Annotated in this window: 10 protein-coding genes; 1 reads left to right on the top strand and 9 read right to left on the bottom strand. The window is 39.7% G+C overall.

Going from position 1 to position 13,595, the window contains the following annotated elements:
• Positions 1–10: 10 nt before the first annotated feature.
• From P4S65_RS08170 to P4S65_RS21885, 5 genes are all read right to left on the bottom strand, one after another.
• Entirely contained in the window at positions 11–850 is an 840-nt protein-coding gene (locus tag P4S65_RS08170) for a GEVED domain-containing protein (RefSeq protein WP_096792585.1), read from the bottom strand.
• A gap of 11 nt (positions 851–861) precedes the next feature.
• The gene (locus P4S65_RS08165) at positions 862–1,878 is read right to left on the bottom strand and encodes an internalin (RefSeq protein ID WP_337119927.1); all 1,017 of its coding nucleotides are present in this window, start codon (positions 1,876–1,878) and stop codon (positions 862–864) included.
• Positions 1,879–2,164: 286 nt separating this feature from the next.
• Positions 2,165–4,090, bottom strand: a complete 1,926-nt coding sequence (locus P4S65_RS08160) for a Hint domain-containing protein (RefSeq protein ID WP_232525503.1) — start codon at positions 4,088–4,090, stop codon at positions 2,165–2,167.
• 37 nt (positions 4,091–4,127) lie between these two features.
• Positions 4,128–7,784, bottom strand: coding sequence for a PKD domain-containing protein (locus P4S65_RS08155; protein ID WP_337119926.1), 3,657 nt, complete (start codon positions 7,782–7,784; stop codon positions 4,128–4,130).
• 1,226 nt (positions 7,785–9,010) lie between these two features.
• The gene (locus tag P4S65_RS21885; RefSeq protein ID WP_420892175.1) at positions 9,011–9,238 is read right to left on the bottom strand and encodes a transposase; all 228 of its coding nucleotides are present in this window, start codon (positions 9,236–9,238) and stop codon (positions 9,011–9,013) included.
• Between the two features lie 206 nt (positions 9,239–9,444).
• Here P4S65_RS21885 and P4S65_RS08150 point away from each other — a divergent pair, with 206 nt between their 5' ends.
• Complete coding sequence (locus P4S65_RS08150; RefSeq protein ID WP_007378947.1) at positions 9,445–9,843, top strand: flagellar basal body-associated protein FliL; 399 nt, start codon at positions 9,445–9,447, stop codon at positions 9,841–9,843.
• A 3-nt stretch (positions 9,844–9,846) separates the two neighbouring features.
• Here the strand turns inward: P4S65_RS08150 and glpG are convergent, their stop codons facing one another.
• From glpG to P4S65_RS08130, 4 genes are all read right to left on the bottom strand, one after another.
• Positions 9,847–10,665, bottom strand: coding sequence for a rhomboid family intramembrane serine protease GlpG (gene glpG / locus P4S65_RS08145; protein ID WP_096792582.1), 819 nt, complete (start codon positions 10,663–10,665; stop codon positions 9,847–9,849).
• On the bottom strand, positions 10,662–10,979 hold the full coding sequence (glpE, locus tag P4S65_RS08140) for a thiosulfate sulfurtransferase GlpE (protein WP_002961051.1): 318 nt from the start codon (positions 10,977–10,979) through the stop codon (positions 10,662–10,664). The genes glpG and glpE overlap by 4 nt, the downstream gene beginning before the upstream one ends.
• Before the next feature lie 334 nt (positions 10,980–11,313).
• Positions 11,314–12,339: an L-threonine 3-dehydrogenase gene (tdh, locus tag P4S65_RS08135; RefSeq protein WP_149594112.1), complete on the bottom strand. Its 1,026-nt coding sequence runs from the start codon at positions 12,337–12,339 to the stop codon at positions 11,314–11,316.
• 50 nt (positions 12,340–12,389) lie between these two features.
• Entirely contained in the window at positions 12,390–13,583 is a 1,194-nt protein-coding gene (locus P4S65_RS08130) for a glycine C-acetyltransferase (protein WP_337119924.1), read from the bottom strand.
• Positions 13,584–13,595: the final 12 nt, after the last annotated feature.

Below are 13,595 nucleotides of genomic sequence, written 5' to 3'. Positions count from 1 at the left end.
TTGCCACCTATTACTTCACGTAAAGGAGGTAATCTTCTACCTCTCCGGAGTCTACTTCTTTACATGCATCATTGCTGCCACCCAAGTAATCCATGGTAACGCGCATTTTCGTCATGCCCTTTTTTGCACCTGTTGGTGGGGTAATTTCGACCTGAGTTGCTTGCTCAGAAACACCAGCAAACAAGGTTTCTTTTGTATCATTGAAATCACCGTCTTGGTTCCAATCAATAAACACATGCCAAGTTTCAGGGTATGCTTCTGCACTACTAAATCCCGGGGTTAATGTTAACTGGTAGCTTTTATCTGCATATATTTTCGCGGTATCGCCAACATAGTTACTGTAAAAGGTGCTGCTGCTGGTGTTATCAATATTGGAAAATTTCACCGATTGGATGAATTCGTAGGTTCGCTCACGAGACTTTGTCGTACAGTAGTTTGGCATTGTAGGGGTGACCATAACAGCACTGATCCGATAGTCAGACGGGATCTGAAAACAAGAGGTAGTTGGTAATTTACCCGCAAACCAGTTCTTAGGATTCGCATTATCTTCGTCACCAAAGGTGAGATATTTAGCATCTCCCCTAAGGGTATTATTTTCGTATAGCATCACTTTTTTAAGATCCGCTATTTTCTCATCGTTTGGAATGGGGGTTGTGGGGTCGAAAATATTATCAGAGACCTCAACCAATAATCCTGAATAGCACTTTTCCAACCATTGAAAGCGACCTAACGCTTGCTGTGGTGTGAGTACATCTCGAGATTCAAATAAAGTCGTATTCGCTTGTACTGATGGCACTATTATGGCAGCAAACGAGGTAATTAATGTGCTGGTTAGCATGACTTTTAACATAGTCTTATTCCTTATAATTCTAGCCATTTACGGTCATATTGATGAACGCGGCCACGAGTCTGTAGCTCTCTATCACGGCAATAATTGCCTATTGGATTACGCTTACAAAAATCAACGGCGTCCGCCAAAATAAAAGAGTTAAAGAGTGAATTATCGCGAATGGTTTCTAATGCAGTTCGATGTGAGTTATTCAACTCACTGGCGTAGTAATTGAGTACGTTATCCGCACGACGATTATCGAGAATTGCCTGCACCCAATCATCACTCATGTTTTTGAGCGCCAATTTAGTCAAGATGCTTTTAGCTGGGTACACATCATCAGGTACTAAAGGAGATAGACTTGGCCCTGAATCGGTGTAACTTTGTGTCAATACTCTACCGACGTTATATTTATCCAAGGTATCAAACTGAGCAACGTAGTTGGTTTTGATGTAATCGATGCTGTTTTTAAAAACATCAAAGCATGGTGTCGGGTTTTCCATCGTACAGTTGACGAGTTGATTTGGGATCACCTTCAAAAGCTCTATCGGGTCGCCACCAAACTGTAATGCTGAAACCGTAATTTTGATATTACGTTTCACGTCTTCGTCTACTTTTTGCAATTTACCACTGACATTGACTTTACCAGCCCAATCTACACCAAGCTGTCCCCCCCATTTTACTTTGTCTTCGTCATTTTTATATTGGAACTTGAGGTTGATCATCACTTGAGATCCATATTCAATCGCTGACACGAACTCATTACCAATATTATTGAATTTGTCTCCTGGATTAGCATTGGCCAAATCAAGCGCGGCTTGTGTAGGTTTAAACCCTGTTTGAGGATCTGCAACTAACAGCCGTTTTTTTGGCTTTAAGGAGAGAAATAGTGTGTAAGTACCGGTGTAGTTATCTGCAGTATTTTGTTTTGCGTAGCTTGCGCCAACCCCCACTTTTATTACGGGGACATCAAGGGCCGCTCCTAAGTTACCATCAAGCATACTCGATAGTTGGCTATAACTCATGTCAACACCGACAACAAAATCCATTTCAGTATTACCATAGGTTTCATCTACTTGACCAAGTACACTTTGCAGTGCATAAAAACCTTCTTTTTCACTGTGGTAAGCGGTACCTAGCGTGACTGAATCTAAGTCAGAGTTACTTGCTTGAGTAGCAAAGTTAAAATTGCCTATTTGCTCAGCTGCGGTTGAAAAACTACAGGCAAAAAAACCGCTACCCCCATGGCACGTGCCAATGGAGAATATGTAAATTTCATATTTAATTCCTTACAGAGAAGTATGGCCTTTCGAATAGAAAGGCCTAGTGGCCTGATTAATCCAAACTGTTGATATAGTCAGTTTTCCACTTTTCAGGAAGGCGTTGAAGAATCTCTTCTTCTGACATGCGAATATTCTGATCTTTGTAGTTCAATTCGTCTTGAGTAGCCAAATCCCCTACCGCCATGCCGTTTGCAAACATTGCAAAATTACGAGACTCAGCGAATTTCGAATTTTCTGTAGGCGCCAGTTTCAAATTGTAGATTTTGTCTTTGTACTTCTCTTTTGTTACATTAGTAACAAGCACAGAACCTGTTTCCGTAAGAATACGATCACCTATTTGCAGTTCTTTCGCCCAAATAAGACCTTTATTAGAGGTAGAAATTGGGTGGGTTTCAGTTGTTAAGATATCAGAGCCATCAGCGCCTTTTATGCGATACATCTTAATCGCTTCAATTCCTACTGACACATCAATAACTTGCATAGGTTCTTTAACTTGAGTATTCGAAGCTAGTGCACCTAACACCAAATCGCCTTTCGCAATATCTTCAATAGCGCGTTGCTTGCCATCGGCCATAGTGATCATTGTGCCGGTTGCTAAACAACTGTAACCAAGCTTCATCATAGGCAACACTTCACTATAAAAGTTACCAAAACGCGCTGATGTCTCTGACGTTAACGATACTTGGAATGCATTCGCGCCACCACGTCCCTTTTTAAAGTACGGATAACCTTTAACAGCAAATGTCATATACCAGTTTGCTTGGGCGATATTCGAGAAAAGTTTGGCATTGCCAAAACGACCTTCTGAACGCGGGATGTTCCAGCGGATGATCGACTCTTGGTTTGCACTATCAACTTCAAATTCTAAATAGTCAGAAAATTGTTTAACTGCATTTTCGAGTCCTTTGTAGCTTTGCTTTGTCGCGCCACCATAGATACCTTCTTGTAAATAGATATTTGTTGGCTCATCTATACCGTTTGGTAAATCACCTATAGTTGGATAAATATCAGTGATCTCGTGAGGAATGCGTAATTCACCGTTGAATGGGATGTTTACATCCGTAATTTCGTTAGGATCTCCAATTTGATCTGCTGCGTAGTCACAGTCTGCATGACTACGGTTTAGACAGATTTTAATAACAGCATCATTGTTTTTATCGATAGGTGCAGTTGCATTGTATTTTGGACGTGTGTCCAATGATGAACTGATCCCAACGTTAAGTGCAGATACTGGAGCGTCGCCCTTTGCAGCTGGTGAAGCTGAGCCATAAAGTGCTTCAAAATGCTCCCATGAGAAGGGGTATTCAGTATACTTCATCGTTGTACTGATGGTGCCATCTTCTTGCTCAAGTTCCACATATGAACTGGCATAAATGGTATCTAAATTTGGGAAGTTTGCCTTCAATGATTTCAGTGAAATAGTCGAAGTTGCAAGCGTGTCTTTGCCATACAACACATTAAATGTAGAGCCCAAAGGAGCAAGCTGATTGCCGTTTGCATCTTCTAATAATAAGTCGATGTAAGTCGCTTTTGTACCGCCAAAACGTGAGCTTTTTGCACGTACAATAATATATGGCTCGTTTGTATCTGATGAAATGGCTAAGTTCATATCCAAGAAGAAATGCGCTTCTTTGATGATATCGACTTCAGCTTCACTAACCGGTGGCACTTCAGACGTTGTCATGTTCATTTTTGCTGATAAATGCTGTCCTTTAGCTACATCTAGCGTTTTATGTAGTTGCGGATAATCACTCTCAATACGATTTGCTTTTATCAATCGTGACTTTGCCAATTGATAGTGCTGTGGATTTGACATATCTAGCTTGCGGATCCCAAATTGATCCGGCTGTGTTACCGCTGTGCCCTTCGTTGCTGCAGGCCCAGACTTCTGTTTTGACGCGGTGGTAACTTGTTGTTCATTAATATAGTTGCTAGCAGCTACCGCGTTACTGATTGCTAAAGCGATTGCAAGCGGCATGAGCACCTTTTTATTTAGTTTTTTCATGTTATTTTCCTTAATTTTTATAGATTTCGACAAGGTAGTCTTCAATTTCTCCGCTCCCCGAGGTTGCGGCACTGCTATAGTCAGAGCAAGGATTAATACTATTTACTCTGCTAAATCCGTAATACTGCAAAATTCTCATACGAGTCGTCGTGATAGGCTGTGACAACTTATTGCTTAAAATGCTAAATTCCCCTTCAACATAACCTTTACCGTAGTCTTGGTTAGTCTGGTCGAAGTCCATTATTAAAAGCTCTGATTTGTCGTTTCTCCAGTCACCATTACCAAATTGGCCATCACTATTTAAATCAATCCAGACATGGTAATTCTCAGCGAATGTTTCACTGCCTGCATAACCGGCTTCAATACGATAGGTATTACTCTGTGTGGCATATAGTTTGATTGGATTATTCGGGTTAACGACGCCAGATTGCTGCGCATTGCTAAACGGACCATCTTGATTGAAAGTCACTTTACTAATGTGTTCATAGTCTGTGAGATCCACCGCCGTGCAATATTCAACAGATTGTGCTGATTTAAGCTCTAGCAGCATATTTTTGGTGCCAGTAGCTCGGCTTCCCCAATCATCCCACAAAGGTTTGTCGTAACTAATAGTTAAGCTAGCGGTATAGGTTCCAGCGACTTGATATGTATGCTCTGTGTCTTGGCCAAAATTACTGTTTTGTGTAAGTGTTGTGCCGTCTCCAAAATCCCAAACGAGAGTAACATCGGGATCCCAAGCTGCATTTTCAGGTTTTTTGGTAGTGTTATTAAAGCTTACCTTAAACGTACCATCTGCTTGTTCGTTTACCGTATAGCTCACTTCAGGAGTAAAATTGCTCTCGCCAATTTTTACCGTTTCACTGGCCGATTGCGTACCATCGACATGTTCAATTGTGAGTGTAATAGTGTACTCACCATCGGCTTGGTAGGTGTGCTGAGTATCTCTAACCGAAGAGTTATCGCCATCACCAAATTGCCACTGTATCGTACTGTTTTGGGGCATAAGACTTTGATCTGTATTTACAGAAATAGTGTTACCAGATCTTTGTGGTGTAAATTTTGCTGTGATTGTCGTATCAAACTGAACTTGTTTGTTCCAACTTCCTATCTCTTTGCTGAATCTATCATACGCTTTTAGTTCTACCTCATAGTTTCCAGACTGCGCATATCTATAAACAGGAGATTTTTCGCTACTAGTGGTGCCGTCGCCAAATTTCCACTGCCAACGCTTAACACGCGCATCTACCGTGCTGTTATCAAAACTCATTTGATTAACGCCTTGATTAGCGGTAACTCTCAAATCAGCAGGGTCATTGTTTTCGATTAGTTTAACGGTGTAATCTTCAACTTCACCCCAAGACATATCCCCACACGCTGATTTTACTAAACCAAATGACACCATAGTACGAATGCGGTAAGTTTGGTTTAACTCGCCACTCAATGATATCTCGCCAGTCAATTGCGTCTTAGTGCTTCCATAGAGCACGAGCTCTTCAGTCTTGTGGAATAAACCATCATTGTCTTTGTCTAACCAGACATAAAAGTTCTTTGTTTTGTCTTGAGTATCTGGATGTGGTGCTGCGGTTAGCGTTACATTGAGTGCTTTACCGTCCTCCACGTCGACGATATTATATGAGTAGTCACTGTAATTGCTTGAAGTAGAGTCATTTTTGTAGTTATTTAACGAAACTGACGATAAGTAATACTTACTATGATTAATGCCTTGCGCTAGACAATAGTCGTCAAAAACGTCAATAGGCAACATGAAAGTATCTGATTGACCAGAAGGGTCGATAGCCGTAAGTTCAATGTTGTATTCGCCTGCAATAGCAAAGTTATGTTTAGGCTCAAAGACGCTACTTTGCAAACTGCCATCACCAAAATTCCACTGCCATTGCCAGCCCTCGCTGTTGGCAGCCGTAACTTGCTGACCATCTTTACGGGTCAAATTTTTAAAATCAAAGGCCAAAAATTGGCGGTCATAACCAAGTTCGCTTTCGAGCCCATGGTCAACTTTCAGGCCAATACCTACTTGCGCAAACGCCTTACGTACATGGTTTTGTAATTCAATGATTAGCCATTGGCTACCATCTTGCTTTTTAATCCCATCTTGAGTCAACTGATCACGTACCGTGTGGGTTTGTCGCATTACACAATCTGCGCCAGTAAGATAATTACTATTGCTGGTCCAGCAGTTTTTATTTGCGTTAGCAAACAGGATAAAGGAATATTTTGTATTCCAAGGTGAGTATTCATTATCTAAATCAGTTGTAGTGAGGTAGTAAAAAGCTTTGTTAAATACCCCTGCGCCATGATGAGAAGTTACTGAGTCATCATAGTCATCAACATGATCAATTGAATTTCCATCGAGTGTAGGTGTTTTGAAATAACGCAGTGCATCATCGAGGCGAAATGTTTCGTGATTGCTTTTCCAATCATTGGTTCCCAAGTAAAAGTATTTAGCTGCTTCACCCGCCATATCAGAAAAAGCTTCATTAATAGCACGAGCCTGTCCTGTCAGCATTGACTTTGGCGTATTTGAGCCAAATTCCTCAGTAAAACCATGAGCGATTTCATGCGCAACTACATCTAAGGAAACCATAGGATAGAAGAGGTAGTCACCATCACCAAAATATACCTCGCCGTTTTCGTAAAATGCCTGATCCATGTTAAGACCATAATGGACATTTTGAGTTATCTTTTTATTAAAGTAAGGCTTATGCCCAAGGTAAGCTTCAAACATTAAATTCGCTGTTTGTCCATGATGATGGGCATCATTCAAGGCAGAGCGGGCACCGTGATATTCTTTATAATTGTTACGAGTTGAATCTGAGCAGTTGTAGCTATAAGGATTATTAACTTGCGCTGTGCCGTGATTATAATTTCTAGTCTCAACGTTTTTTGCATCGAATAAACAGGTGGTTTGCTGATTGTCAGTTTCCATTGCAACAACAAAAGTCTTTGGTGGATAAGAAACATAATCTACTTGCTTATAATCTGGACGTGAAACCTTGTCATTGCCTGATGGGCCGCTTCCTCCCTCATAAACGATCCGCTGTAATACATCGGATTGGCTGATGAGTTCGTTTGTCGTTAAGTCTATAAAAGAGATAATTCTCTGTGGTTTAAAGGGCCCTGACTCGAAATCGGTGAAAAAGGCAATTTTAGCAGCGTGCCGTGCTTTTCCTTGAGTATCTATATAAATGACTTCCTCTGCTGATTTACGTCTATACACTCTGGGGCGTTCATTATTAAACTGAGAAATTATTGAATCTAGAGCTACGCTTAGCTGTTCTTCTGACGCGGGAGTTAGAGTTGATATATCTTTAGCAACATTAACAATGAGATCGCCATAAACTTGTTCAACTACACCACTCTCGTCAGTCAGTACAACAAGGTCTTGATTCCAAATAGGAATATTTTGGTACTTTTGGGTAATTGTATGGCTTTGCTTGGTTTGACTAATTTGGCTTTGGTGAAATGTAAGCGTGTGACCTGAGTATTGCGCTGCAAATACTTTTAGCGCGAGTAGATAGTTTTGATCTGAAGCATTACTAAATATGGATTGTTTTTTTGTAAAGAAGGCGCAATTTTTTGCGTGTCGTTGAATAAAGATACACGTTCTGTTGCATGGCAATGCGTACTTATCGCTAATGCTAAAACGCAAAGAGACTTTAATCCTTTCATATTAACTCCATAAGTATTTGAAGATACCTTTCCACTTGAACGCAATGACTCAATAATTAAAACAGTCGAGCGAATAAGTGCTGTTAAGAATAAAACCCTAGCCCAGTAACTAATTTAAAACAAGTAAATAACATAAAATAAATAAAAACTTAACGTAAAGTTCACAAATAAAATTAGAGATTAATTTCATTTTTTTTGTTCTGTTTATTTAACCTATTATTATTGTTGAATAAATCTAAATTTTTTGAGAACTAATAAAGATGTGAAAAGGTCTGTACGATGCGAAGCACTGTCATCATTTTGTAATTTACAGTGAATTTGAAAACGGAAGCGTTAGCTAGCCATTTTTGTATTGGGATCATTGACGCAATATTGAGGAAGTAAAATGAGTAATAAACGTCGTTCTAGATTGGATGATTGTAAAATAATTACTCTGGTAAAAAGACTAGAGCCATTTAATCTTTCAGGATTAAGGTTTACTTAACCCAGACGAAACCCTTCAGGCGGCATATATTTGGCATTTATACTATTTTATCGCCTATTTATGGGGAATAACCACATGCAGCTTTACCTAAAAACCAACATACGGGTTATCTTTGTAATACATAACAACCCATATAAGTAAGCACAGCAAAGGCATACCTTCGTAGCTATTTCTCTATATTGCTTAATTCGATCAAATGCATTGCCAACCAAGTGCCTATATTTTTACGTACACCAGTCAATCTTTTCATTACCGACCAAGCTGTTACACTTACGTGGAATAAAAGGTGTAGCGCTGTTATTACAAACGAACGCTCTCAGTTTTTCACTATCGTAGCCTTTATACCAACCTGCATAAATCTTTGATCAATTTAACGAATTAAATTGCACTATAACGTCGTTAAAAATTTTTTATTTAGAACAACTAGATACAAAAATTTTTGCCTAGTTCTAGCGTAATTTTCTTAACGTTAAATAGACCCCATATATAAGCAGATTGGTATTGCACTGTTTACTGGGAAGTTAGCTTCGAGTGACTCTGCATGGAAGGTATCTGCGTATTTACACAGGATAATTCATAGTAAACAGGTAACTCTCTGCTATCTACTGCAAGGTGAATTTTTGTAGACTTTCCACCTCGACTTTTCCGATTGATTCATTCTCTGCGATTCTTACACCGCAATTATACTGCTGAGCCATAACAATACTGCCATAAATAAAGACCTAATCCATACCAGTATCGCGAGATAACATGCGAAACAATTCGTTCAAAATATCTTTTTTAGACCATAAGCTAAACCGACTCCATATGGCACTCCATGCACTAAAATAAGAAGTCAGATCTCGCCATTGAATACCTGTGCACATATTATATAATTTGCTTTCAAGCGTTTTTCTATGATCAAGCTGATTATAAATTCGACCGCTTAAGCACATTACTTTTGATAAGATATTCCATGACGCCTATAAACATTAATCTTGGTATGAGGATTCGGTGTATCGTTTTTTAGCGAGTTCAATTATGCCTTTCCTTCATGCTATTTATTTTTCATACCGCAAAAATCAACATACCCTAATATAAATAATTGTTTGGCGCTGTTTATTACCTATTATTAAGTATAAACTATTTACAACAGGTTTTAGGAAACGCTTAAAATATGAAAAAAATAGTATACGCAGGTCTTTTTACATTCTTGGTAAGCGTAATAAGCTTTACGGCACGTGCGGAATCAACCGTCGGTTATTTTGGCTTTGAGCCAGATATAATCACTAATTATATAGGTGCATCAAGTAAAAAAATGGGCTATGTGCGTGTCACTGTCGATTTAATGCTTAATGATACTTCAGATATTGCTGTAGTCGAACATCACACACCATTACTGCGTGACGCTTTAGTAGAGATTTTATCTAAAGAGCCAGAAGAAAAAGTAAAATCCCTCACTGGTCGTGAAGAAATACGCGCAAAGTGTGTAGAAAAACTTAAGAGCCTGTTAAAAGAAGAAACAGGACAAGAGATCATCCGTGAAGTCTTGTTCACTAAATATTTATATCATTAGTGTTTAACGTTTTGCGTTAAATATTTTGGCGGTGTAGGCAAAAGCCATACCGCTAACTAACCCACCTAAATGCGCCCAATTAGCCATACCTACAAACAAAACATCTGCAAAGCCAAGTACTAACCAAATCAACATAAAACCAACAATTGCCGTACTGACTAGCGCTGGCTTGTTAGGGTTTAAAAAGCTGTGTATCCAACAAAAACCGAGCAATCCATACACCACGCCGCTTAGCCCACCAAAATTAGGACCAACCATTAAATATTGTGCCCAATTACTAATCAGTGCAGTCACTAAAAACAAACCTATTAAGCTTAGTTTTCCGCATTGCTTTTCGATATTATCACCAAGCGACATCCACCAAATTAAATTAAACACTATATGCATCGCGCTAAAGTGAACGAGCGCGGGGGTTAGCCAACTAAGTGGTTGTGATGGGTTAAATTGCAGAGCGGTATAAATTTCATTAAATCCACCTAATAAAAAAGCAACATAAATAACAATACTCAATATGCTAACCGTTTGATTAAGCCAGCTTAGCGCTTTAAATCGCGCCATTAAATTAAGTGATTGCCCTTGATATTTAAGCGGCGATTGAGTGCTACCTACATCCCAAGACGCTTGTTGATAGCGTTCATGATTAGGGTTTTGTGTAAATTCAGCCCATAAAGGTTGTATTTGATGAAAATGCTCAGGCGCAACACTAATAATGACATTGCTACCATCTGAGGAGCTTAATTGCCCTTGTAAACCTTGGCTTTTTAAATAATCTATAAAGCCCTGTGCGGCGCGCGGGTTATTTAAACTGCCAAGCTCTATCATCGCTCTACTTTCTCGCTGTAAGCAGCTTCCCAAGCTGTAAAGCCGCCATCCATACTGTAAACGTCTTCAAAACCTTGCTCAACTAAATAGCTAGCTGCGCCTTGAGAGCTCATACCGTGGTAGCAGACAATAATAATTGGCTGATCGAATTCTTTTTCCATCATAAATTGTGCGATATTACCGTTAGAAAGTGCTTCTGAGCCTGGAATGCGACCGGCTTGATACGAATTAGGATCGCGAATATCTGCAATTACCACGTCTTCTTTATCTAAAAGATCTAACGTTTGCGCTATAGAAATATGTTTAAATGCCATTGAAATCTCTTTAATTAATAGTATAAAAAAGGCGGCTAGGGCCTGTTTATCTTTCGAGGTTGAATTTGCAGCAGTATGTTTGGTATTTAGGCAAGGCAGAGCCTATGTAGTGTGGTTATTCCCCATAAATAGGCGATAACGTAGCACAAATGCCAAACATACGCTGCCCGAAGGGTTCTGCCTAGGGGCAATTTACTCTTTGTTGCTCGGTTTTTACTTAGCCCACTAGGTCACAAACCTCGCGCTGCGATTAAATAGCCCCTAGATTGAACAAATTTTAATCCTGAAAGGTCAACAGGCCCTAGAGCCGCCCTTCTCGTAAAATAAGTTTAAACTAGTCCCAGTTTAAAATCACTTTACCTGACTGACCTGAAATCATCATATCAAAGCCAGCTTGGAAGTCATCCACAGAATACTGATGTGTAATGATTGGGTTTAAATCAAGACCAGATTGAATCAAGCTTGCCATTTTGTACCACGTTTCGAACATTTCGCGACCGTAAATACCTTTAATCACTAAACCTTTAAAAATAACTTGGTTCCAATCAACTGCCATATCAGATGGTGGAATACCTAGCATGGCAATTTTACCGCCGTGGTTCATGTTATTAAGCATTGAATTAAACGCGCTTGGCACACCTGACATTTCAAGACCAATATCAAAGCCCTCTGTCATACCTAGCTCTTTCATTACATCTTCAAGCTTTTCGCTTGCCACGTTTACAGCACGTGATGCACCCATTTTGCGAGCTAAGTCTAGACGATATTCGTTTACGTCGGTAATTACAACGTGGCGAGCACCAACATGTTTTGCAACAGCTGCAGCCATAATACCAATTGGGCCGGCACCAGTAATAAGTACATCTTCGCCAACTAAGTCAAACGATAATGCAGTATGAACGGCATTGCCAAACGGGTCAAAAATTGAAGCCAGCTCATCAGAAATATTATCTGGAATTTTAAATGCATTAAATGCAGGAATAACTAAATATTCGGCAAACGCACCTTCACGGTTTACACCTACACCCGTTGTATTACGGCATAAATGTACACGCCCTGCACGACAATTTCGACAGTGACCACACGTAATATGCCCTTCGCCAGATACGCGGTCGCCAACCTGAAAGCCACGAACTTCTTGACCCATATCAACAACTTCACCAACATATTCATGGCCAACAACCATAGGCGTTGGAATGGTTTTACTTGCCCATTCGTCCCACTTGTAAATATGTACGTCGGTACCACAAATAGCTGTTTTGCGAATTTTAATCAGTAAGTCGTTATGACCTACTTCTGGCTTTGGTGCATCTGTCATCCAAATGCCCGGTTCTGCTTTTAATTTAGATAATGCTTTCATAATCCACACTCAACTATAAAACCGAAGCGAGGCTTCGGTTTAAAATAAAATTAAATAACGCCCATTTCTTTACCAATACGGGTAAATGCATCGATAGCTGTATCGAGTTGCTCAATACTATGTGCCGCTGAAATTTGTGTACGAATACGCGCTTGCCCTTTTGGTACTACAGGGAATGAAAAACCGGTTACGTAAATGCCTTCAGCAAGTAATTTATCAGCCATTAACGAGGCTACTTTGGCATCTCCTAGCATTACAGGGATAATTGCATGATCTTTACCTGCACACGTAAAACCAGCAGCTTCCATTTGCTCACGGAAATATTTAGCATTTGACCAAAGTTTAGCGCGAAGCTCGCCGCCATTTTCAAGCATTTCAAGTACTTTAATTGATGCAGTAACAATTGAAGGCGCTAATGAGTTTGAGAACAAGTATGGGCGTGAACGCTGACGTAACCATTCAACAATTTCTTTTTTACCTGATGTATAACCACCTGATGCACCGCCCAGCGCTTTACCTAATGTACCGGTGATAATATCTACACGGTCTAATACATTACAGTACTCAGGTGTACCCTTACCGTTTTCGCCAACAAAGCCAACTGCGTGAGAGTCATCAACCATCACAAGCGCATCATATTTATCAGCTAAGTCGCACACAGCTTCTAAATTACAAATAACGCCGTCCATAGAAAACACGCCATCGGTAGCAATTAGTTTAGTTTTAGCGCCTGCTTCATCTGCTGCAATAAGTTGTTTCTCAAGATCAGCCATGTCGTTATTTGCATAACGAAAACGCTTAGCTTTACATAAACGTACACCGTCGATAATTGATGCATGATTTAATGAATCAGAAATAATAGCGTCTTCTGCGCCTAAAATAGTTTCAAACAAACCTGTATTTGCGTCAAAACATGAAGAATATAAAATAGTATCCTCTGTTTCTAAAAACGCACTGATTTTTTGCTCTAGTGTTTTATGGATATCTTGAGTGCCACAAATAAAACGTACTGAAGCCACACCAAAACCATGATTATTTAAACCATTTTGCGCCGCTTCAATTAACTCTGGGCTATTAGCTAAACCTAAGTAGTTATTAGCACAAAAGTTGATTACTTTACCTGATGCAACTTCAATTTGAGCTTGCTGCTGGGACTTAATAATACGTTCGCTTTTATACAAACCTTCGGTTTTTACGTCTTCAATTTGCTGTTGTAACTGGCTAAAAAAAGCAGATGCTCTCATCTAGGTTCTCCA

Origin of the sequence: Pseudoalteromonas sp. B131b, from assembly GCF_037162545.1 — a bacterium.
Taxonomy (GTDB): domain Bacteria; phylum Pseudomonadota; class Gammaproteobacteria; order Enterobacterales; family Alteromonadaceae; genus Pseudoalteromonas; species Pseudoalteromonas fuliginea.
This window is presented reverse-complemented; position numbering and strand designations above follow the sequence as displayed.

Bases quoted from the DNA above. Each gene is read 5' to 3' on its own strand.
- P4S65_RS08170 (WP_096792585.1), bottom strand. From the start codon at position 850: ATGTTAAAAGTCATGCTAACCAGCACATTAATTACCTCGTTTGCTGCC.
- P4S65_RS08165 (WP_337119927.1), bottom strand. From the start codon at position 1,878: ATGGATTTTGTTGTCGGTGTTGACATGAGTTATAGCCAACTATCGAGT.
- P4S65_RS08160 (WP_232525503.1), bottom strand. From the start codon at position 4,090: ATGCCGCTTGCAATCGCTTTAGCAATCAGTAACGCGGTAGCTGCTAGC.
- P4S65_RS08150 (WP_007378947.1), top strand. From the start codon at position 9,445: ATGAAAAAAATAGTATACGCAGGTCTTTTTACATTCTTGGTAAGCGTA.
- glpG (WP_096792582.1), bottom strand. From the start codon at position 10,665: ATGATAGAGCTTGGCAGTTTAAATAACCCGCGCGCCGCACAGGGCTTT.
- glpE (WP_002961051.1), bottom strand. From the start codon at position 10,979: ATGGCATTTAAACATATTTCTATAGCGCAAACGTTAGATCTTTTAGAT.
- tdh (WP_149594112.1), bottom strand. From the start codon at position 12,339: ATGAAAGCATTATCTAAATTAAAAGCAGAACCGGGCATTTGGATGACA.
- P4S65_RS08130 (WP_337119924.1), bottom strand. From the start codon at position 13,583: ATGAGAGCATCTGCTTTTTTTAGCCAGTTACAACAGCAAATTGAAGAC.